The sequence below is a fragment of the Kitasatospora sp. NPDC048286 genome (genome assembly GCF_043201735.1).
Taxonomy (GTDB): Bacteria; Actinomycetota; Actinomycetes; order Streptomycetales; family Streptomycetaceae; genus Kitasatospora.
Map to the genome: position 1 here is coordinate 559,092 of NZ_JBICZE010000001.1, position 22,464 is coordinate 581,555.

Sequence of the window (22,464 nt, forward strand, 5' to 3'; positions counted from 1 at the left end):
AGGAGCACCACCGTGCCGAAGAAGGACACCGACCCGGAGGTGCAGCACCGGGAGACCCTGGAGGGCGCCAGCACCGGCAAGGGCGTCGCCGCCTGGCTGGCCCACCGGGCCAAGCCCTACACCCCGCCGTGGATCACGGTGGCCGCGACCGGCGTGGCCGGCACGCTGGCGTGGGTGCCCGCCCACGACTCCGCCGGATACGCGGTCGGCCTGACCCTCGGATCGGTCGGCCTCACCGCCGTGACCGCGTGGGCGGGCAGGACCACCTCGCCGCAGCGGCGCCTGCACTCGGCCGTGACCGTCGCCGCCGGGTCCGGCTGGTTCACCAGCGTCGCGCTGGCCGGCTGGACGGACTTCACGTTCGGCGCGTTCTGGCTCGGCGGCAGCATCCTCGCCCTGTCCTGGAACGTGCGGCAGATACTGCGCCGGAACCCGGACGCCGTGCAGGCCGCCGAGAACGCGGACGCGTCGCTGCTGGAGAAGGTGAAGCTCGCCGGGGCGAAGATCCGAAAGACCGAGATCGAGCCGAACCGGGTCACCGCCGAACTCACCCTCCCCGCCGGGGAGATGACCAACGACGACGTGACCAGGGCGCTGCCGAACATCGCCTCCGCCCTGGACGTCTCCACCACCGCTGTCCGCTACCTGCCCGACCCCGGCTCCGCCCGGCGCGGGGACCTGGTCGTGGTGCCCCGGGACATGCTCGCCGAGGTGGTCGAGTGGGAGATGCCGACCGGTGTCGGCGGGTCGATCGCCGACCCGCTGGTCATCGGCCGCTACGACGACGGGTCCCCGCTGCAGCTGTGGCTGCCCGGCGACCCGGAGATCGGCCGCAACGGCACCCACCTGCTGATCTGCGGCATGACCGGCTCCGGCAAGGGCGACGGCGCGCTCAACGTCCTCACCGAGATCATGGGACGGCGCGACGTCATCGTCTGGCTGTCCGACCCCAAGAGCTTCCAGGACTTCGGCCCGCTGCGGCCCGGCCTGGACTGGGCTGTCGAGGGCGGCGCGGAGACCGAGACCATGGTCAGCGCCTTCCAGGCCGTCATCCCCGCCCGCACCCGCTGGCTCGGCGCCCACGGCTACCGGCAGTGGGTGCCCGCCGCCGCCGAGCAGCAGAACGACCCCAAGCACTCGTGCCAGAAGCGCGGTGCCTGCGGCTGCCCCGGGATGCCGTTCCTGGTCGGCTGGTTCGAGGAAGCCGCGGCAACCATCCGGTTCATGGGAGACGAGGGCTTCACCGAGATCGCCCAGCTCGCCCGCGCCGCCGGCGCCGCCCTGGTCATCAGCCTCCAGCGGCCCAGCCACGACCAGATCAGCACCAGCACCCGGGCCTCGCTGCCGTCGGCCCTGGTGTTCGGCCTGGACGCCCGCGACGAGGGTATGGCCCTGCCCGCCCCGGTCCTGGACGCCGGCGCCCACCCGGGAGCGTGGGCCAACCGCCGCCCCGGCTACTGCTACCTCGTCACCCCCGGCGTGGGCGAGCAGCGCTACAGCTCGCCCGGCCGGACCTTCCGCTTCACCGGCCAGGCCGCCCGCGTCATGGAACAGCTCGCCGCGTGGGCGCTGCGCCACGGCGCCAAGGTCGACCCCGTCACCGCGAAGGCCGCCGCCGCCACCGCCGGCAAGGCCTACACCGACCGCCACCAGGACGACGCCAACCAGGACGGGGACAGCGTGTACGCGGACGGCGACGGCGGCGAACAGGACGACACCGACACCGAGCGGCGGGTCGACCCCGAGGACGAGGGCATCGACCCGCACGCCGAACTCCCCCCGGTCCCCGAGGCCCTGGCCGGCATCACCTTCGGCTCCGAGTCGAGCGCCCCGGACTTCACCCCGGAGGAGGCCCGCGCCGCGATGGAGGCGATCGTCGCGCAGTTCGAGGCGCAAGGCGTGATGGTGATCGGCCCGAAGGACGTGATGGACCAGGCCGCCGCGCTCGGCCGCTCCCGCCCGTGGGTCTCCGGGGAGTTCCGCCGCCTGGTCGAGGAGGGCCGCCTGGTGCCCTCCGCGCAGAAGGGCCGCTACCGGATCGTGCCCGCCCCGGCGCTGGTCTGACACCCCCTGACGCCTGACACCCCCTGACACCCCTGACACCCATTCCCCTAGGCAGACGCGGGTGTCAGGGGCCCTGACAGCGGCGCTGACACCCGCTGACACCGGCCCCTGACACCCCGCGCGCCGTCCGCCCTCCAGACCCGGAAGGGAGGCCCCCATGCCCCCGCACACCATCCGCCCGCTCGCCGCGACCCACCTGCGCGAGGCCCTCCAGGCCGCCGCCGACCGCGAGCCCGCCACCGCCCTCGCCGCCCTCATGCACATCGACCCCGACTCCTGGCAGGCCATCGAACACCGCCTCGCCGCCCTCGGTACCGACCTGCTCGACGTCCTCGCCCACACCGCCAGCACGGGAGGCCCCCGATGAGCACCACCAGTGACCTGATCACCGCCGCCGTCCTCATCGGCCCCGGCGCGCTCCTCAGCATCCCCGTCCTGGCCTCCCAGCGCGGCGCCGCCGCCGACAGCGCCACCGTCCGCCGAGCCCTCGCCGCCTCCGCCGCCGAACGCGCCGCCCGCACCACCGCCACCGACACGGCCCCGCCCGACGGCGGCGAAGGCGCCCCCGCCCCGACCGCCGCCGCGCCAGCGGTCCGGCTCGCCACCGTCCACCAGCTGCCCGCCGCCCGCCGCGCCGCCTGACCGGAAGGCCCGCCCGTGTACGACGACTACGACCACGACCCCGACGAGTACGCCAACGAGGGCATCGGGGACTGGGCCCCGGGCGAGTGCGACAACTGCGCCTGCGGCCCCGACCAGGACTGACTTCGCCCGGAGCGGCCGGCACATCCCGGCCAAGGAACCCGGCCGCTCCGGTTCCCCCGCCCCATCGAGACGAGGAGAACCCCCAGCATGACCCAACTGACCCTGATCCGGGGAGAGCAGCTGCTCGCCGCGCTGGCCTTGGCGGCCTCCGGCGTGCCCGTGCTGCCGCTGCGGGCCGGGAAGGTGCCGTTCGGCAACTGCCGGCGTTGCATCGGCAACGCGTGCGGCGGCCGGCCGAACATGAAGACCCCGGGCCCCTGCACCTGCCCGCTGCCGTGCCACGGCTGGGCCGCCGCCACGGTCGACCCCACTGTCATCAACTCGCCCGCGTGGGCGCGGGCGTGGCGCGAGGCGGCGGCGGTGGCCTACCACCCCGGCGGCGCCGGCGTGACCGTCGTCGACCTCGACAACGCCGCCGCCATCGCGTGGGCCCGGGCCACCCTGCCCGCCACCCGGACCGTGCCCACGACCCGGGGCGAGCACTGGCTCTACCGGGGCGCCATGACCTCCGCCAACGCGGTGCGGCCCGACGTGGACATCAAGTCCACCATGGCCTACGCCCGGTGGCTCGGCCCCGGCACCGGCACCATGGCGGACCTGCCGGACGCGGTCCGCGCCCTGGTCGTGAAGAAGCCCGCCGTCGTCCGGCCGGCGGCCGTCGCCGTGCCCGCACCGGCCCGGGGCGGGACGTGCCCCCACCGCACCCCGGCGTACCTGGCCCGTGGCATCGCCATGGCCGAGCAGCGCATCGCCGAGGCGTCCAGCGCGGTGCACAACACGGTGTACGAGACGTTCCTCGCCGTGCTGGCGACGCACGGCCGGTGCGGCTGCCTGGCTGAGGCGGACGTCGAGCGACTGTTCACCGCCGCGCAGGCCAAGGGCGAATCGCCCCGGCACTGCGCCGACGCCTGGACCAACGCCCTGACCAGGCTGGGGCTGTAGCCGTGGCCGACGACGAGAAGAACCCCGCGCGCGAGATCATCGCGGATTACGCCCGCCGGCACTTCCGATACTTCCGGACCGCCGACGGCACCGTGTACGCGCAGCGAATGGGTCACCCGGTGGCCCGGCCGATCCGCTCCCAGGGCACGACCGGCAGTCACCGCCAGGAGCTGATGGTCGGTCTGTACCGGGACGGGGTTGGCGTGTTCAACGGGTCTGCGCTCAAGGAGGCGCTGGACTTGATCGAGGCGCTGGCCCTGTCCGAGGACGTGCAGGGCGTCCACATCCGGGTTGCCCCCGGGTTCGACGGGGCCACGTGGCTCGACTTGGGCCGCGCCGACGGCCTGTCCGTGCGCATCCACCCCACCGGCTGGGACATCGCTACCCCGGATCCCCAAGAGGTCTGCTGGCGGCGCACCCAGCTCACCGGCGAGCTTCCGGTCCCGGCCAAGGACACCGACGGCAAGGGCATCGACCTTCTGCTCAGGTTGACGAACTTCGCCGACGCGGCGACCGAGTGCCTGGCCCTCGCCTGGCTGATCGGCTGTCTCGGGCCGTCCGTGCCCGTCCCCGCCCCGTTCCTCACCGGCCCGCAGGGCGCGGGCAAGTCCACCGGCGGCCGGATGCTGGTGAGGATCATCGAGGGCATGAGCGGTGACCTTCGCCGGGCGCCGAAGGACGAGGAGAACCTCGTCGCGGCGGTGGCGGCCGGGTGGGTCACCGCCCTGGACAACCTCTCCCACATGACCCCGGACCTGTCCGACGCCATGTGCTGCATTGTGACCGGCGCCGAGAGCGTCAAAAGGGCGCTCTTCACCGATGGGGACGTGCACCGCTCCAGCTACCGCCGGCCCCTGCTCCTGACCGGCATCGACGTCGGCGTCATCCGGCCCGACCTCGCGGAGCGCCTGCTGCCCCTGCGGCTGGAGCGGCCCCACATCCGGCGCACCGAGGCCGAGCTGTGGGCCGAGTACGCGGAGGTGCTGCCCGTCGTCCTCGGGTCCCTGCTCGACCTCACGGTCAAGGTCCGCGCCGCCGAGGCGGAGACCCCCACCGACCTGCGCATGGCGGACTTCGCCCACCTGTGCGCGCAGCTCGACGCCGCGACCGGCCTCGGCGTGCTCGCCGCCTACCGGGCCAGCCTGGACGACCTGAACGACGACGTGATCGAAGGCGATTTGTTGGCGCAGACCGTCCTCAAGCACGCCGACACCATCGAGCCCGGCGGAGCCCAGCGCATGACCTCCACCGAGTGGCTGAACTGCCTCAGCCGCCTCTACAGCGGCGACGACTCGCGCCCGCTGCCCAAGGGCTGGCCGACCACCGGGAAAGTCCTCTCCGACCGGCTCAAGCGCCTCCAACCCACGCTCGCCGCCCGCCGGGTCCTCATCGACTCGGGCCGCACGAAAGAGGGCCGCTACCTCGAAATGGCCCGCCCCGCCCCCGCCGTCCCGCACGAACAGCTCCAGATGCCCTGACCCGGCCAGGACAAGCAAGAAGAGCACCCGGGCTGGTGCTCTTCTTGCTGTTCGGCGAAGCCGCCAAAGGGTCGTGCCGCGCAGCGGCTCCTTCTTCACGCTCTGAGGCGCACCAACCACTACAGAACCCCCTCTTTTGTCCTAAGAGGGAAGACGCTGCGTCACCTGCGTCACGCGGGACGGAAAACGGCCCCTGACCTGCCCAGGAACCGGTGACGCAGACGAAGGCCGCTGCGTCATCCTGCGTCACCTGCGTCACCCGGTGCGTCACGCGGTGACGGAGCCGGTGACGCACGGGTGACGCAGGCCCCAACCGCTGCGTCACCCAAAACCCCAGGTTAGGGAGCCCAGGTGACGCTGATGACGCGGTGACGCAGAAATCCGCACCTAGGACAAACGCGCACACCAGGAAGCCCAGGAAGGAACCACCGTGACCGTGCCCGCCACCACAATTCACCCGGTTCTGCTGACCGCCGAGGAAGCCGCGAAGATGCTCCGCATCGGACGCTCGACGCTCTACCAGCTCTTGGCAGAGAGGGAGTTGGCGTCCATCAAGATCGGTCGCTCTCGCCGCATCCGACCCGCTGACGTCGAGGCGTACATCGAGCGTCAGGCCACCAATGTCGTCTGACCATCACCACCAACCACCCCATCGAGGGCGCCGGGCAGCATCTTTCCCGGCGCCCTCGCCGTTTCAGGAGCACCACGTGAGCGAGCGCAAGACCCGCCTGCCCAACATGGAATCGACCATCTACCAGGGCGCGGACGGCCGTTGGCACGGCCGCGTAACCATGGGCGTCAAGGCGGACGGAAGCCCCGACCGCCGCCACCGCAGCGCCAAGACCGAGCCCGAAGTGCGGCGCAAGGTCAAGAAGTTGGAGGCCGACCGCGACGCGGGCCAGGTGGCGGCGGCCGGCCGGGCTCCGACGGTCGAGCAGTGGATGACCACCTACCTGACCACCATCGCGAACCAGAGGCTGAAGCCGCGCAGCCTGGACGACTACTGGTCGAAGACCCGGAACCACATTATCCCCGGCATCGGCAAGCACCGGCTGGACCGACTGCTGCCGGAGCATCTGGACGAGCTGTACGGGCAGCTCCGCGCCGAGGGCCGGGCCGGCTCGCACATCCTCAAGGTGCACCGGATCATCTCCCGCGCGCTGAAGATCGCCCACCGCCGCGGCAAGGTCGCCCGCAACGTCGCCACCTTGATCGACTCCCCCACGATGGAGGAGACGGACGCGAACCCGTTCACCCAGGAAGAGGCCCGGCGCTTCCTGGTCGCCGCAATGAAGCGCCCGACCCGGGTCCGGTGGGTGATCGGCGTCGGCCAGGGCCTTCGCCAGGGCGAAGCGCTGGGCCTGCGCTGGAAGTACGTCGATGAGGACGCCGGGCAGATGGACACGTCCTGGCAGCTCCAGCGGCTGAAGTGGCGGCACGGGTGCGACGACCCCCACGCGTGCGGCGCCCGGCTGCACCGGGATGCGTGCGAGCCCGGGTGCACCAAGCACCGTCGCTACACGCGCGGATGCCCGAAGCCGTGCCCGCCGAAGTGCGACCGGCACGCCAGCACCTGCCCGAAGCGGCATGGCGGCGGTCTCGCGTTCACCCGCCCGAAGACCAGGGGCAGCCGTCGCACGACCCCTTTGCTGCCGCCGTTGATTCCGCTGCTGCGCGAGCAGCGCCAGCAGCAGGAGGAGTGGAGGACCGCGGCCGGCGAGGAGTGGCAGGACTATGGGCTCGTGACCTGCCGTCCCGACGGTCAGCCGATCGACCCTCACGCCGACTGGGAGGAGTTCAAGGAGCTGCTGACCGAGGCCGGGATCGAGGACCGGCGCCAGCACGACGGCAGCCGCCACTCCGCCGGGACGATCCTCAACGAGCTGGGCGTGGACCCGTTCACCATCATGGAGATCCTCGGCCACTCGCAGATCAGCATGACCCGCCGCTACGTCAAGACGACCACGCCGACGACCCGCGAGGCGGCCCGGCGGATGGGCAACGCGCTCTGGCCCCAACCGGCCGGAAGTGAGACCACAACTGAGACCACGAACACGCGAGCGGCCCGCGCCCGTCGTCGTCGCCGCATGATGTAGACGACAAAAGGCCCGGTCAGAGCATCTGACCGGGCCTTCCACTTCTGAGCCGCCTGCGGGATTCGAACCCGCGACCTACGCATTACGAGTGCGTTGCTCTGGCCAACTGAGCTAAGGCGGCACCGCTGCCGTGTGTGGCGGCAACGCGGGCCAGTCTACACAGGTTCGCGGGTGATCCGTACCCGGGTTTCCCGGGGCGGGGTCAGGCGGAGGAGACGGCGAGCTTGGCGGCGAAGCCGGCGAAGAGGACGGCGACGCCGCTGGTGAGGGTGGCGGAGAGGCGCTTGCGGCGGCGGAAGGCGGCGGCGAGGTTGGTGCCCGCGAAGATCAGCAGCGAGAGGTAGAGGAAGCTGAAGGTCTGGATGATGCCGCCGAGGAGGGCGAAGGAGAGGGCGGGCCGGCCGTAGGAGGGGTCGACGAACTGGGTGAAGAACGAGAGCAGGAAGATGATCGCCTTCGGGTTGAGGAGGCTGATCACCAGGGCCCGGCGGAACGGGTTCTCGGTGCTCTCGGGGGCCGCTTCGCCGGTGGGGTCGGCCTCGGCCCGGCGTTCGCGCCAGAGCTGGCGGGCGGCGCGGAGCATGCCGTAGCCGATCCAGAGCAGGTAGGCGGCGCCGCCGAACTTGACCACCGCGAAGACGGCCGGGTTGGCCTTGAGCAGGGAGGCCGCGCCCAGCGAGGTGAGGCTGATCAGGGTGAGGTCGCCGAGGAAGACGCCGGCCGCGGCCCGGTAGCCGGTGCGGATGCCCTTGCGGGCCGCGACGGACAGGACGTACAGGGAGTTGGGGCCGGGCAGCAGGATGATGACGAGGGCGCCGAGAACGTACGTCGCCAGGTCGTTGACTCCGAGCACGATGAGCTCCGGTGCAGGAGAGGGTGGCAGGGGGCGCTCATCGTAACGTCGTACCGGTGATCGGTTGAAGTGGCAACCACCTGTCGGACGGCCGGCCCCCGGCCCGCCCTACCGCTCGCAGCGCTTGCCCTGCTCGGGGGCCTCCCCGGCCAGCAGGAAGCGGTTCACCGCGCCGTCCACGCAGGCGCTGTGCCGCCCGTACGCGGTGTGGCCGTCCCCGTCGAAGGTGAGCAGGCGGCCGGACTCCAGCTGGCCGGCCAGCGACTGCGCCCAGGCGTACGGGGTGGCCGGGTCACGGGTGGTGCCGATGACCACGATCGGGGCGGCGCCGGCGGCCCGGATGGTGTGCGCCGCGCCGGTGGCCCGGACCGGCCAGTAGGCGCAGGTCAGCGCCATCCAGGCCATGTCGCGCCCGAAGTGCGGCGAGACCCGCTCGAACTCCGGCACCGCCCGCTGGACGTCCTCCGGCCCGCCGAACGGGGCGGGCAGGTCGAGGCAGTTCACCGCGGTGTTGGCGAACATCAGGTTGGGGTACGAGCCGTCGGCCTCGCGCCCGTAGTAGTCGTCCGAGAGCCTCAGCAGCCCGGTGCCGTCGCCGGCCTCGGCGTCGGCGAGCGCGGTGCGCAGCTCGGGCCAGAGGAAGTCGGCGTACATGGCCTGGATGACGCCGGTGGTCGCCTGGGACTCGGTCAGCGGGCGGCCGCCGCCGGTGGTGGGCAGCGGGGCGGCGCGGACGCCCGCGAGCAGGGCGGTGAGCCGCTCGCCGACCTGCTGCTCGGTACGGCCGAGCGGGCAGCCCTCGCGCCTGGCGCAGTCCTGGGCGAAGGCGGCCCAGGCGGTCTCGAAGCCGCCCGCCTGGGTGCGGTTGCCGGTGACGGAGTCGAGCGCCGGGTCCATCGCGCCGTCCAGCACCAGCCGCCCGACCCGGCTCGGGAACAGCCCGGCGTAGGTGGCCCCGAGGAAGGTGCCGTAGGACTTGCCGACGTAGTTCAGCTTCTCGTCGCCGAGCAGGGCGCGCAGCACGTCCATGTCGCGGGCGGCCTCCACGGTGCTGAGGTGGCCGAGCGCCGCCCCGGCCTGCTTCCGGCAGCCCTCGGCGAACTCCCGGTCGGCCGCGATCAGCGCGTCGATCCCGGGCTGGTCGCCGGGGGTCAGGCCGACGGCGGTGTAGGCGTCCATCCGGTCGCCGCTCAGGCAGCTGACGGGGTTGCTGCGGCCCACCCCGCGCGGGTCGAGGCCGACCAGGTCGTACTGGGCCCGCACGCCGCGGTCGTACGTCCGGGCGGCGGTCTCCAGGTACTCGATCGCCGAGCCGCCCGGCCCGCCCGGGTTGAGCAGCAGGGAGCCGAGCCGAGTGCCGCCCGGGGAGGCGGACGGGGCGGGAGAAGCGGAGGCGGAGCCCGACGGTTCCGCCGCCGCGCGGGCGGCCGCGAGCGTGAGGTCGCCCTCGCCCGGGCGGTCGTAGTCCAACGGCACCCGGAACGTCGTGCACTCGAACCCGCTGTCGCAGGGCTGCCAGACCGGGCGCTGCGCGTAGTACGGCGCGAGCGCGGCCGGGACGGCGGCGGGCAGCGGCTCCAGCGGGGTCGCCGCGCCCGCGACGGCCGCCCGGTCCGCCGGGGCCGCCGAGCCCGAGGCGGACGCCGTCGGCGCCCCGGACGGGTCCGGGCCGCACCCGCCCGCCAACAGCCCGGCGACGACCAGCACCGCGGCCGATCCCCGCGCCCGCGCCCGCGCTCGCGCCCGTCCCGGTACCCGGGCCCGCTCGAAGGTCCTCATCCGCCACCTCTCCGCCATCGACCAGCACTGGAACAACCGGGGAAGCCCCCCGGAGGAAACGCCGCTGCCCGGCACCCCGCCCCGGGGTACCGGGCAGCGTAGCGCCGACGAACCCGCCCTCAGGACGCCTTGGCCAGCGCCTCGGCCAGGAACTGCGCCGCCTGCCGGACCAGCCGCAGCCGCTCCCGGTCGGGGGTGAAGTCCTGCACGTTGTCCGAGATCCGCACCTCCGCCTTGGCCGCCGCTCCGGGACCGGCCTTCAGCGCGGCCTGGAGCTTGCGCGCGGCGTCCAGCCCGGCGGAGTCGCCCTTGGCGGCGGCCAGCAGCAGCTTGGCCGCGCTGCCGGCCGGGGCCTCGGCGCCGGTCTGGGCGAGCGCGAGGGCGTCGTAGCGGCCGGAGACCGCCGCGGCCACGCCGTACAGGTCGGGCCGGGACAGTCCGGCGGCGGCCGCGCAGGGCGCGCCGCCCTCGACGCCGAGGACGCCCCAGGAGGCCGGGCCGGGCGGCAGGGCGCGGAAGGAGGTCGCGACGGTGGTGCGCAGCATCGCGTCGTCGGCGACGGCGGCCGGGGCGGCGGCGACCAGCTCGCAGGGGTGCGCGGTGCCGTTCGGCGCCTCGGGGGCGACCAGGATGAACGGGTGGGTCTTGCCGCTCTGGAGGGCCGAACCGACGCCCTCGAAGACGTCCGGAACCTCGGAGTCGGCGGTCTTCTGGGGCGTGGCCGCGTGCATCACGACGACCGGGAAGCGGGCGTTCGGTTCCTTGGCGTACTGCGGCGGGAGCCAGACCCGGATGTTGCGGGGCTGGCCGTCCGGGCCGAGCACGGCGGACTGGAGCAGCTCGCCGCCGCCGGGGTGACCGACGCTGTCGAAGCGGCTGGCGGCAACGGGGGCCGGGGCGGCCCCACCGGCGGCCGCAGCGGCGGCGGGCTCGGCGGCCGCGGGCGGCGCCGCCTGCTGCTGCCGGACGGCCGCCCCCGCACCCGACCCGCCGCCCGACCCCGCGTCCGCACCCACACCTTCACCCGCACCGGAGCCGGAGCCGGAGCCCGCGGTGTCCATGAACGGCTCCACCCGGTCCGGCTGCTGGGTGCTCCGGCCGAGGCCGCCGAAGGCGCCGAGCGCGGTGAGCACCGTCAGAGCGGTGACGCACACCCCGCAGACCATCGCCCCGGCCGCCCGCACCAGCATCGGCCAGCGGTCACCGGCCAGTTCGTAGGTCTGGGCGGCGCGTAGGTCGCGCCAGCGCAGTTGGGCGCCCCTGGCCAGCCAGATTCCGCCGAGGGCGGCGGCCAGCAGGGGGATGACGAGGAGCGAACGAACCACGGGACGCACCGCCTCTGGAGGGGCCGCGCCGAACCGGAACCGGCGCGTAGGGGAGACGACCGCCCCGGCAGCGGGCGCAGTCGGCCCCCAGCGTGCACAACGGGCCGACGGTCACACGACGGTGTTCCCGGCGAGTGTCGCTCGTTCACTCGAAGGTGGGACGGCGCACCGCCTCCGGGAGGCGTACGGGCGCCAGGCCCGCGGCCTGCGCTCGGACCGGGCTCGGACCGGGCTCAGCCCGCGCGCAGCGCCACCGTCATCGCCTCGACCGCGAGCAGCGGGTCCACGTTGCGGTCCAGCGCCTGACGGCAGGCCAGCACCGCCTCGATCCGCCGCAGCGTGCTCTCCGCCGGCCCGGCCTGGGCCACCCGGTTCAGCGCCTGCCGCTGGTCCTCGTTGGCGAGCGCGCCGGTGGAGCCGAGCTGGATGGCGAGCACGTCCCGGTAGAAGCCGAGCAGGTCGAGCAGGGCGACGCCGAGGGTCTCCCGGCGGGTGCGGGTGGCCCGGCTCTTCTGCCGCTTCTCCAGCTCCTTGACCGCGCCGGCCATGCCGCGCGGCGCCTTGCTGCCCTCGGCGGCGCCGTAGGCGGCCTTGAGGTCGTCCGTCTCCTTGGCGTCCTGGGTCTCGGCGAGCGCCTCGGCATCGGCCTTGGCGGTGTCGACCAGGCGCTGGGCGGCGGCCAGGCAGCCACCGATGTCGCCGACCTCCAGCGGGATGCGCAGCACCTCCGCCCGACGCGTCCGGGCCTGCTCGTCGACGGCGAGGCGGCGCGAGCGCTCGATGTCGCCCTGCCCGGCGAGCGCGGCGAGGCGGGCGGTCTCCGGGTCGACGCCGTCCCGGCGGACGAGGGTGTCGGCGACCGCCTCGGCCGCGGGGGTGCGCAGCACCAGCAGGCGGCAGCGCGAGCGGATGGTCGGCAGCACGTCCTGGACGGAGGGGGCGCAGAGCAGCCAGACGGTGCGCGGGGAGGGCTCCTCCACGCCCTTGAGCAGCGCGTTCGCGGCGGCCTCGGTGAGCCGGTGGGCGGCGTCCACCAGGATCACCGACCAGCGGCCGCCCGTCGGGTAGCTGGAGGCGCGCATCACCAGGTCACGCATGTCGCCGACGCCGATGGAGAGGCCGTCCGTCCGGACGTACTTCACGTCGGCGTGGCTGCCGGCCAGCACGGTGTGGCAGCCGTCGCAGAACCCGCAGCCGGGCGTGCCGCCGAGCGCGAGGTCGGGGCTGGTGCACTGGAGGGCGGCGGCGAAGGCACGCGCGGCGGTGACCTGCCCGGCGCCGGGCGGGCCGGTGAACAGCCAGGCATGCGTCATCAGGGAGGCGTTCGTACCCTCGGCCGGGGCGGCTCCGCGACCGGCCTCGACCGTCGCCCCGGCCGCCCGGGCGGCGGCGGTCAGCTGCTCGACCACCCGCTCCTGGCCCACCAGGTCGTCCCAGACGGCCACTGCTGCTCCCAAGCTCCGTACGGCAGCGCTCGTGGCGCCTCTTCCCCGCCGTCGAGCATACGTCTCCGCTCCGACACCCACTGCTCCGTCCGGGTCACGGCGGGCGGGGGGACCGGCTCAAGGACGCCAGGCCGGCGCCCGACGAAACGCGGCCCCACCGGAGGGCGGCCCCACCGGAAGGCGGTCCGCCCGGAACACGCCTGCCCGGAACGCGGCGGCGCCGCCGGGAACCGGTCCCGGCGGCGCCGCCCACGCGTGTCCGGTCAGCCCCGGCGGCCCCAGCGACGGCCCTTGCCCTTGCCGTCGCCCTTGTCCGTGGCGTCGTCACGGCCCTCGGGCCGCTCCGCGCCGCCCTGCGGGCCGCCGTGCGGAGCGCCCTGGCCCGGGCCGCCGCGCTCCCAGCGCGTCCACTCGTCGTGCGAGCCGAGCAGGGTGTCGGTGAGGCTCGGCAGGTCGTCCAGCGGCGTCTCCTCGGCCCACTCCGGCCGCGGCCGATCGGCACCCGGCTGCCGCTGCGACCGCGGCTCGGCAGCCGGCTCCGCGCCGACCACCGGCAGCTCGCGGGTGCTGTCCACCGGCTCCGCGCGCCGCGGCCCCTGCGCCGGCCGGCCCTCGGTACGGCCTTCGGTACGACCATCGGTACGGCCCTCAGTGCGGCCCTCGGTACGGCCCGGCTCGATCCGCGGCAGCACCTCGGTGCGGTCGGCCTCCGCCGGGACCTTCGGCAGCACGGCCGTCTCGTCCACCGCCGAGGCCGGCACCACCGGCAGCTTGGCGGTCTCGGCGACCGCACCGGCGCTCGCGCCGGCGTCCGCGACCCGGCGCGCCTCAGCAGCCTTGCGCGCCTCGACGGCCTCCGCCGCCCGGACGGCCGCCTGCCGGTCCCGCGACGACAGCTCGCGCGTCGCCTCGTCCCCGAGCCCGCCACCCGACGGAGCCTGAGCCTGAGCCGACGGATCAGGCGAGTCCTTCGGGACGTCCCGGACCGCCCGCAGCTCCGTGGTCGTCTCCCCGGCCGCCGAGCCCAGACCAGAGCCCGAGCCCGAACCGTCAGCCGGTCCCGAACCCGATTCCGATTCCGATTCCGACCCCGCGGCCGGCCCCGACCCCGGCCGCCCCTCGGCCCGGCCCTCCGCCGACTCCGCCGCCGCGGCCGCGGCCGCCAGCGCGGCGGCCTGCGCCAGCCGCGCCTCCTCGGCCCGCTGGAGCGCCTCCTCCGCCCGGCGGCGCTGCTCCTCGCGGGCGAGCTCGCGCTGCCGCTGGAGCTCGGCCTGGGCGGCCGCCTCGTCGGCGATCCGCTTGCGCTCGGCGGCCTCCGCGGCCAGTCGGGCCTCCTCGGCGGCGCGGCGCTCGGTCTCCTCGGCGGCGCGGCGCTCGGCCTCCTCCTCCGCCCGGCGGCGTGCCTCCTCCTCGGCCTTGCGCCGGGCCTCGGCGGCGGCCCGCTCGGCCTCCTCCTTGGCCAGCCGCTCCTGCTCCGCCTGCTCGGCCCGCAGCTGCGCCAGCACCTCCTGCCGCTTGCGCTCGGCGGCCTCCTCCTCGGCCTTCCTGCGGGCCTCCTCGGCGGCGCGGCGCTCGGCCTCCTCCTTGGCCAGCCGCTCCCGCTCGGCGCGGGCAGCCTTCTCCTGCTCGGAGAGCGGCAGCTCGCGGTCGAGCCGGTGGCGGATGGCGGTGGTGACGAAGTCGGGGGCCTGGCTGCCGTCCACGACCAGGTAGCGCGCCGGGTCGGCGGCGGCGAGGGCGAGGAAGCCGGCCCGGACCCGCTGGTGGAACTCGGTGGGCTCGGACTCCAGGCGGTCCAGCGCCTCGGTGAAGCGCTCGCGGGCCCGGGTCGGGTCGACGTCCAGGACGACGGTCAGGTCGGGCAGCAGCCCGCCGGTGGCCCAGCGGGAGATCCGGGCGACCTCGGTCGCGGCCAGGTCGCGGCCGGCGCCCTGGTAGGCGATGGAGGAGTCCATGTACCGGTCGGTGATCACCACGGCGCCGCGGGCGAGGGCCGGCCGAATGACGTTCTCGACGTGCTCGGCGCGGTCGGCGGCGTAGATCAGCGCCTCCGCGCGGTGCGACAGGCCGGTGTTGCCGACGTCCAGGACGAGGCCGCGCAGCCGCTGGCCGACCGGGCTGCCGCCGGGCTCGCGGGTGAGCACGACCTCGTGCCCCTTCCCGCGGATCCACTCGGCGAGCGCCTGGGCCTGGGTGGACTTGCCGGCGCCGTCGCCGCCCTCCAGCGCGATGAAGAAGCCGGTGCCCGTGCCCCGGTGCGGCACCGGGCCGCCCGGGCCGCGCACCGAGTCCACCAGGTCCCGGACGAACGGCGCGGTGCCGCGGCGGTCGTCGGTGCGCAGCAGCACGACCGCGGCGAGCACCAGGGTGAGCAGCCCCGCGGTGGCGACGGCCAGGGCCGCGCCGCCGTGGATGAAGGTGAAGGAGCCGGGCTCGACGGTGCCGTACTCGACGTCCCCGTAGGCGGCGGCGATCAGCGGGACGGCGACCAGCGCGGCGGCGACCACGGCCCGGAGCACCGCGAACAGATGCTCGGTGACCTTCGGCAGCCGGGCCTCCTCGACCTCCTGGGCGAGCAGGGTGCGCCCGGCCGAGACCACGATCCCGGTGGCCAGACCGGCCAGCACGGTGAGCAGCAGGACCAGCACGAAGTCGAGCACCAGCCCGGCCAGGATCAGCGCGACGCCCTGGGTGAGCAGCGCCAGCGCGAGCAGTCGGCGGCGGGACAGCGAGGGCAGCGTGGCCCGGGTGAGCCGGGCGCCCAGGGCGGGCGTCCCGCTGGCGGCGAGCACCAGCAGGCCGTAGCCGATCGGCCCGGCGCGGTGCTCGGCAGCAATGAGCAGGGCGAGCGCGGCGACGCCCGCCATCGAGGCGTAGCCGGCCGCGACGGCGAAGGTGAAGTACGGGGCGCTGCCGGTGCGGCCCTTGCTCAGCGCGGGGCCGGGGGCCGCGTCGGTCGGGGCGCGCAGGCCCTGCAGCGGGGAGACCGGCGCGACGGACACCGGGCCGCCGGGCAGCTGCTGGAGGTGGCCGCGGACCGCCGCGGCGGCGAACAGCCCGGCCGCGCCGAGCGCCGCGAAGGTGAGCTGGTGGGCCCGGAGCCAGTCGGAGCCGAGCGCCGCGCCGATGTTGTTGAGCAGGGTGAAGGCCACCAGGCCGACGGCGCCGAGCGGCACCGTCACCCAGCCGGTGAAGCGGTCGATGCTCCGGACGCTCTCCAGGTTGGCGGCGGAGGGGCGCTGCTCGGCGACCGGGAGGTGGGGGTCGGCGGACGGCAGCAGGCCCGGGACGACGGCGGACCTGGCGATCCCCCGGACCCGCTCGGCGGCACCGGTCACGAACACGGTGGCGAGCAGGACGTAGGCGGCGGCCCCGGAGGGCTTGGCGGCGGATCCCAGCCAGACGCTCCACCAGGGCGCGAGGCCGATCAGCAGGGCGCACAGCACGTCGGCGCCGAACATCGTCCAGCGCCGGTCCAGCCGGCCCGCGACCAGCCGGTGCACCGGGCCGAGCAGCGCGACGCCGACCAGCCCGGTGGCCAGCACCCGGACGGCGAGGACCGCGGCGAGGGCGAAGGCGAGGCTGCGCGGCAGGCTGCCGAACTGGCCGCCCTGGGCGGCGGCGATCACGGTGAGCGCGAGCAGCACCAGCAGACCGAGCCGGTCGGCGGTGCCGCCGACCAGCTGGGTGGTCCACAGGCGCCGGTAGGCACGTGTCCGCAGCAGCGCCCGGGCACGGTCCACCGGAGTCCCGGCGGGCGCGACCTCGGGCAGGTCGGTCGCCCGGGCTCTGGCGGCCGGGGCGGCGCTGGGGGTGGGCTGCTCCTCGCTCGTCATACGGTCAGCGTAGCGGGCGGGGCCTGGCCTGAATGAGACGAACGGGCTTCCGGAACCCGCTCATCACCGGGTTGTGACGTACCCCGCACGGACCCGGACGACCCCGGGCCCGCGCCCCCGGGATCGGGGGCACGGGCCCGGCTGCCGTGACCTGGGCTCAGCCCTCGTCGGTGGCCGTGGTCTCGCTCGCGGCCGTCTTGGCCGCCGCCGTCTTGGTGGCGGCGGTCTTCTTGGCCGCCGTCTTCTTCGCCGCCGCCGTCTTGGTGGCGGTGGTCTTCTTCGCCGCGGTCTTCTTCGCCGCCGCGGTCTTGGTCGCCGCGGTCTTGGCCGTGGTCGTCTTCTTGGCCGCGGTCTTCTTCGCCGGGGCCTTCTTCGCGGCCTTCTTCACCGGTCCGCGCGCCCGCTTCTCGGCGAGCAGCTCGTACCCGCGCTCGGGCGTGATGGTCTCGACGTCGTCGTCCTTGCGGAGCGTCGCGTTGGTCTCGCCGTCGGTCACGTACGGGCCGAAGCGGCCGTCCTTGACCACCACCGGGCGCTCGCTGACCGGGTCGTTGCCCAGCTCCTTGAGCGGCGGGGCGGCGGCGGCCCGGCCGCGCTGCTTGGGCTGGGCGTAGATCGCCAGCGCCTCGTCGAGGGTGATCGTGAAGAGCTGGTCCTCACTGGTGAGCGACCGGGAGTCGGTGCCGCGCTTGAGGTACGGGCCGTAGCGGCCGTTCTGCGCGGTGATCTCCGCGCCTTCGGCGTCGGTGCCGACCACCCGCGGCAGCGAGAGCAGCCGCAGCGCGTCCTCCAGCGTGACGGTGTCCAGGGACATCGTCTTGAACAGCGAGGCGGTGCGCGGCTTGACCGCGTTCTTGCCGGTCTTCGGCGTGCCCTCGGGCAGGATCTCGGTCACGTACGGGCCGTAGCGGCCGTCCTTGGCGACCAGCATGTTGCCGCCGACCGGGTCCGGGCCGAGCTCGAAGTCGCCGCTGGGCTTGGCCAGCAGCTCCTCGGCCAGCTCGACGGTGAGCTCGTCCGGCGGCAGCTCGTCCGGGATGTCGGCGCGCTGGCCGGGCTCGCCCTCGACGGCCGAGGCACGCTCGACGTACGGGCCGTAGCGGCCGACCCGCAGGGTGATGTCGTCGCTGACCCGGAACGAGCTGATCTCCCGGGCGTCGATCGCGCCGAGGTCGGTGACCAGTTCCTTCAGGCCGCCCAGGTGGTCGCCGTCGCCGTTGCCGGCCTCGGCGGCCCCGCCCGCGGCGTGGCCCTCGCCCTCGCCGAAGTAGAAGCGCTTCAACCACGGCACGGACTGCGCCTCGCCGGCGGCGATCCGGTCGAGGTCGTCCTCCATCTTGGCGGTGAAGTCGTAGTCGACCAGCCGGCCGAAGTGCTTCTCCAGCAGGTTGACCACGGCGAAGGAGAGGAAGGACGGGACGAGCGCCGTCCCCTTCTTGAAGACGTACCGGCGCTGGATGATCGTGTCGATGATCGACGCGTAGGTGGAGGGGCGACCGATCTCCCGGTCCTCCAGCTCCTTGACCAGCGAGGCCTCGGTGTAGCGGGCCGGCGGCTTGGTGGCGTGGCCCTCCGGAGTGATCCGCTCGGCGGCCAGCGGGTCGCCCTGGGCGACCTGCGGCAGCCGGCGCTCGCGGTCGTCGAGCTCGGCGTTCGGGTCGTCGGCGCCCTCGACGTAGGCCTTGAGGAAACCGTGGAAGGTGATGATCTTGCCGGAGGCGGAGAACTCGACGTCCCGGCCGTCGGCCGAGGCGCCGCCGACCCGGACGGTGACGGACTGGCCGACCGCGTCCTTCATCTGGGAGGCGACGGTGCGCATCCAGATCAGCTCGTACAGCCTGAAGTCGTCACCGGTCAGACCGGTCTCGGCGGGGGTGCGGAAGCGGTCGCCGGACGGGCGGACGGCCTCGTGCGCCTCCTGCGCGTTCTTGACCTTGCTGGCGTAGGTGCGCGGGGCGTCCGGCAGGTAGTCGGCGCCGTACAGCTGGGTGACCTGGGCCCGGGCGGCGGTGATCGCGGTGTCCGACAGCGTGGTGGAGTCGGTACGCATATAGGTGATGAAGCCGTTCTCGTACAGCTTCTGGGCCACCTGCATGGTCCGCTTGGCGCCGAAGCCCAGCTTGCGGCTGGCCTCCTGCTGGAGCGTCGTGGTGCGGAACGGCGCGTACGGCGAGCGGCGGTACGGCTTGGACTCGACGCTGCGGACGGCGAACGCCGTCTGCTCCAGGGCGGCGGCCAGCTGACGGACCGCCTGCTCGTCCAGGTGCAGGGTGTTCGCGCTGGCGGCCTTCAGCCGGCCGTCCTGGCCGAAGTCGCGGCCGCTGGCGATCCGCTTGCCGTCGACGGCGGCCAGCCGGGCGCCGAAGGTCTCCGGGTTGGCGGAGTCGACCGGGGTGCGGCCGGTGCCGAAGGTGCCGACCAGGTCCCAGTACGAGGCGGCGCGGAAGGCCATCCGCTCGCGCTCGCGCTCGACCACCAGACGGGTGGCGACGGACTGCACACGGCCCGCCGACAGCTTCGGCATGACCTTCTTCCACAGCACCGGCGAGACCTCGAAGCCGTACAGCCGGTCGAGGATGCGGCGGGTCTCCTGGGCGTCGACCAGGCGCTGGTTGAGCTCGCGCGGGTTGGCCACGGCCTCCTGGATCGCCGACTTGGTGATCTCGTGGAACACCATGCGGTGCACCGGCACCTTGGGCTTCAGCACCTGCTGGAGGTGCCACGCGATGGCCTCGCCCTCGCGGTCCTCATCGGTGGCGAGAAAGAGCTCGTCGGACTCCGCGAGCAGCGACTTCAACTTGCTGACCTGGGACTTCTTGTCCGCGTTGACCACGTAGATGGGCGCGAAGTCGTGGTCGACGTCCACCCCGAGGCGGCGCACCTCACCGGTGTACTTGTCCGGCACCTCGGCCGCGGTGCTGGGGAGGTCGCGGATGTGCCCGACGCTCGCCTCGACGATGTAGCCGGGGCCCAGGTAGCCCTTGATCGTCTTCGCCTTGGCCGGCGACTCGACAATGACGAGTCGCTGTCCGTGCGCGGTCTCGCTGCTCGGGGACACCTTCGCTCTTCTCTCCCGGTCCTTATGTGACTGGTCGGCGCGGCAGCACGGGCTGCGCTCCGCCCGACCCCCTCACCGTCCCGGGGCTGCCGCGGCACGACACCCCCACCAGCGGAGTGTGACCGTACCCCGGCCACCCTTGTCAAACGGACGGATCCCGCTTTTTCACTTGCCGGGCTCACCGACGCCACTCGAACGGTAACCCGATGACGGAGGTTCGCGCCCCGCGGAGGGGGGCCTTCGGCAGGTTCCGGAGGATGGAATGACGGATTTCAAGATCTGTCAACGGAAAAATCGACGGGCGGGCACGGGCACTCGCCCGCGAATCGCTCGCGGGTACCCGGGGGTGGCGCTCCGGGGGTGGCGCTCCGGGATCACAGGGGCCGGGTGTGCGTCTGGGGTGTGAACAGGGGTGTGCTCAGGGACCGCTGGGGCTCAGCCGCCGGCCGCGACCAGGAGTCCGGCGCCCGCCGCCAGGCAACCCACGCCCAGGACGCTCCACAGCAGGTCGACGACGACCGCCCGGCCGACCTCCTCCGCCGCCAGTACCACCCGGCTCGGGCGCCGCGGGTCGTAACAGATCCGCACCGAGGCGCCGGGCGCGAAACGGTCCGGACGGCGCAGCGGGGTGTGCCCGCGCGGACGGGCGATCACGAGCCCCGCGATCCCGAACTCGCCGGGCTCCCCGACCGAGGGCGGCACCGAGTAGGAGAGCAGCGGCGCGCTGTCCAGCCGGCCGTGCACGTCGTCCTCGGCCACCACGGTGGCCACCGCCGGCGTCCCCCGGCGGCGCACCCGCAGGCGCAGGCTCACTTCGGCGGCGCACCAGAGCAGCAGCACGCCACCGAAGAGGGCGAGCACCGACCCGCCCACCATCGCCGTCGTCGTGTCCACCCCTGGCCCCCGGCTCCCCAGCTCTGTCCACAGCCTGTGGACAGAGCTTCACAGCGGAGAGCCAACGGGAGACAGCCGCTCGGCGGCGACCGGACGAACCAGGGGGTACGGGCGGGTGAATCGGCCTGGCAACGGCAGGGCCGGTCCCGGCGAGGGCTCACCTCGACGGGACCGGCCTCGACGCGTCCGGCCTCGACGTGCCCGGGTTCGACGTGCCCGGGTTCAGCGGACCGGGTCGATGAACCCCTGCTCGGTCAGCAGGCGCAGCGACTCCGGCACCCGGTCCCGCAGGACCACCCGGTCCTCGCCGAGCAGCTGCGCGATGGCGTCCACGATCTCGCCCGCCGACAGCGTCCCGTCGCAGACCCCGACGAAGCCGGCACCCACGGTGTCCACCTTGGTGGCCCGCCGCATGCCGCGGTTGTGACGCAGGATCACATGCTCCGGGTCCTCCGCGCCCGGCGCGCCGACCTGCTCCTGGACCACCTCGTCGGCCAGCACGTAGCGGGCCGCGAGCAGGCCCGCGTCGTCGTGCGAGCGGAGGAAGTCCTGCCGGTCGAACCAGGCCTCGATGTGCGGGCCGAGCGGCTGCTCCACCGGGTGCGGCCACTCCTCGACCCGTACGGTCGGACGCTCGGCGCCACTCGCCCGCAGGGTGATCCAGCCCATGCCGATGCCCTCGACCCGACCCGCCTCGAAAGCGTCCAGCCACTCGCCGTACCGAGCCTGGTAGTCGCCGCCGGGGCCGCGGTGGTCCCCGCCGTCGCGCAGCCACAACTCGGCGTACTGGGCCACGTCCTGGACCTCGCGCTGGACGATCCAGGCGTCCAGGCCGGTGCCCGCGACCCAGCCGGCCAGCCGCTCGTGCCAGTCCTCGCCCTTGACGTGCTGCCAGTTGGCGAGCAGCTGGCAGTAGCCGCCGGGCTCCAGGTGTTCGGCGGCCGAGCGGACCAGGTTGCGGCACAGGTCGTCGCCGGCCATGCCGCCGTCGCGGTAGGTGAACCGGCCGGCCGGTGAGATGACGAACGGCGGGTTGGAGACGATCAGGTCGAACTTCCGCTCCCCGACCGGCTCGAAGAGGCTTCCGGCGGACGCCTCGGTGTTGTCGAAGCCGGACAGCGCCAGGGTCAGCTCGGTGAAGCGCAGCGCACGCGGGTTGAGGTCCGTCGCGGTGACGGTCCCGGCGTGCCGGGCCGCATGAAGCGCCTGCACGCCGGAGCCCGAACCGAGGTCCAGCGCGGCCCGGACGGGGCGACGCACGGTGATGTTGGCCAGCGTGGTGGAGGCACCGCCGACGCCCAGCACCAGGTCCTTGCGGGCCACCCCGTGCGCGGTCTCGCCGGAGCCGATGCCGCCGGCGCCGCCCACCGCGCAGCCGAGGTCGGAAACCACCCAGGCGTCCGAACTGGGCATCCCGGCCACCTCGTTGGCGTACGGTCGGACGTCGACGGTGGCGCGCACCAGATCGCCGTCGGAGCGCAGCCAGCCGTCCGCCAGGCAGTCCTCCACCGGCAGCGCGGCGGCGGCCGCCCGGTACGGGACCGGCTGCTGGAGCAGGAACAGCCGCACCAGCGTCTCCAGCGGGCTGCCCCCACGGGTCGCCCGCAGCGCCGGGACCGCCTCGCTGCGGGCCAACGCCGAATAGCCGGTGGGCCCGAGCAGGTCCAGGCACCCGTCGGCGGTGAACGAGGCGGCGAGCAGCGCCTCACGGAACTTGGCGAGGCGGGTCGGGTCGAGAACGGGGCTACTGATCACCCCGCCATTGTCCCCCGCCGCCCACCCCGCGGCCGCCCCTGCGCCCCGCGCCCACCCAACGGAAGCCCACACCACCCCGCGCGCCCCCGAAAGCCCCCACGCGCCGCCCTTGGGCGCACACCAAGTCGTTCCGCGGCCGCCCTGGGCCTGCCGACTCTCGGGGACCGCGCCTCC

Annotated in this window: 15 protein-coding genes and 1 tRNA gene; 7 read left to right on the forward strand and 9 right to left on the reverse strand. The window is 74.3% G+C overall.

The genetic code is table 11. The features are described from left to right. Positions 1-12 precede the first annotated feature (12 nt). The 7 genes from traB to ACGF13_RS02625 all read left to right on the forward strand — a co-directional run bounded on the left by traB (position 13) and on the right by ACGF13_RS02625 (position 7,345). Complete coding sequence (traB, locus tag ACGF13_RS02595; RefSeq protein ID WP_392868146.1) at positions 13-2,064, forward strand: plasmid transfer protein TraB; 2,052 nt, start codon at positions 13-15, stop codon at positions 2,062-2,064. Positions 2,065-2,221: 157 nt separating this feature from the next. Continuing rightward, positions 2,222-2,431 carry a hypothetical protein gene (locus ACGF13_RS02600; protein ID WP_392868149.1) on the forward strand — a complete coding sequence of 70 codons (210 nt, stop codon included), beginning with the start codon at positions 2,222-2,224 and terminating at the stop codon, positions 2,429-2,431. Further along, positions 2,428-2,706, forward strand: coding sequence for a hypothetical protein (locus ACGF13_RS02605; protein WP_392868151.1), 279 nt, complete (start codon positions 2,428-2,430; stop codon positions 2,704-2,706). Before ACGF13_RS02600 ends, ACGF13_RS02605 begins: the two co-directional genes overlap by 4 nt. 210 nt (positions 2,707-2,916) lie before the next feature. Next, on the forward strand, positions 2,917-3,771 hold the full coding sequence (locus ACGF13_RS02610; protein WP_392868154.1) for a bifunctional DNA primase/polymerase: 855 nt from the start codon (positions 2,917-2,919) through the stop codon (positions 3,769-3,771). A 2-nt stretch (positions 3,772-3,773) separates the two neighbouring features. Continuing rightward, positions 3,774-5,249: an ATP-binding protein gene (locus tag ACGF13_RS02615; RefSeq protein ID WP_392868157.1), complete on the forward strand. Its 1,476-nt coding sequence runs from the start codon at positions 3,774-3,776 to the stop codon at positions 5,247-5,249. A gap of 430 nt (positions 5,250-5,679) precedes the next feature. Next, entirely contained in the window at positions 5,680-5,880 is a 201-nt protein-coding gene (locus tag ACGF13_RS02620; protein WP_392868160.1) for a helix-turn-helix domain-containing protein, read from the forward strand. 106 nt (positions 5,881-5,986) lie between these two features. Beyond that, positions 5,987-7,345: a tyrosine-type recombinase/integrase gene (locus tag ACGF13_RS02625; protein ID WP_392868769.1), complete on the forward strand. Its 1,359-nt coding sequence runs from the start codon at positions 5,987-5,989 to the stop codon at positions 7,343-7,345. A 47-nt stretch (positions 7,346-7,392) separates the two neighbouring features. On the opposite strand, the gene ACGF13_RS02630 is transcribed toward ACGF13_RS02625, so the two are convergent. The 9 genes from ACGF13_RS02630 to ACGF13_RS02670 all read right to left on the reverse strand — a co-directional run bounded on the left by ACGF13_RS02630 (position 7,393) and on the right by ACGF13_RS02670 (position 22,290). After that, positions 7,393-7,466 (reverse strand) — tRNA-Thr (locus tag ACGF13_RS02630). 81 nt (positions 7,467-7,547) lie between these two features. Then, positions 7,548-8,198 (reverse strand): leucine efflux protein LeuE, encoded by a 651-nt coding sequence (gene leuE / locus ACGF13_RS02635; RefSeq protein WP_392868163.1) that lies wholly within the window; start codon positions 8,196-8,198, stop codon positions 7,548-7,550. A gap of 108 nt (positions 8,199-8,306) precedes the next feature. Further along, entirely contained in the window at positions 8,307-9,977 is a 1,671-nt protein-coding gene (locus ACGF13_RS02640; RefSeq protein WP_392868166.1) for an alpha/beta hydrolase, read from the reverse strand. 119 nt (positions 9,978-10,096) lie between these two features. Then, complete coding sequence (locus tag ACGF13_RS02645; protein ID WP_392868169.1) at positions 10,097-11,302, reverse strand: hypothetical protein; 1,206 nt, start codon at positions 11,300-11,302, stop codon at positions 10,097-10,099. Between the two features lie 233 nt (positions 11,303-11,535). Continuing rightward, positions 11,536-12,747 carry a DNA polymerase III subunit delta' gene (locus ACGF13_RS02650; RefSeq protein WP_392868770.1) on the reverse strand — a complete coding sequence of 404 codons (1,212 nt, stop codon included), beginning with the start codon at positions 12,745-12,747 and terminating at the stop codon, positions 11,536-11,538. 263 nt (positions 12,748-13,010) lie between these two features. Next, the gene (tmk, locus tag ACGF13_RS02655; protein ID WP_392868172.1) at positions 13,011-16,583 is read right to left on the reverse strand and encodes a dTMP kinase; all 3,573 of its coding nucleotides are present in this window, start codon (positions 16,581-16,583) and stop codon (positions 13,011-13,013) included. A gap of 157 nt (positions 16,584-16,740) precedes the next feature. Then, a complete protein-coding gene (gene topA, locus ACGF13_RS02660; RefSeq protein ID WP_392868175.1) occupies positions 16,741-19,641 on the reverse strand; it encodes a type I DNA topoisomerase in 2,901 nt (966 codons plus the stop codon). Between the two features lie 435 nt (positions 19,642-20,076). After that, complete coding sequence (locus ACGF13_RS02665) at positions 20,077-20,535, reverse strand: DUF3592 domain-containing protein (RefSeq protein ID WP_392868178.1); 459 nt, start codon at positions 20,533-20,535, stop codon at positions 20,077-20,079. Positions 20,536-20,757: 222 nt separating this feature from the next. After that, a complete protein-coding gene (locus ACGF13_RS02670; RefSeq protein WP_392868181.1) occupies positions 20,758-22,290 on the reverse strand; it encodes a methyltransferase in 1,533 nt (510 codons plus the stop codon). Positions 22,291-22,464: the final 174 nt, after the last annotated feature.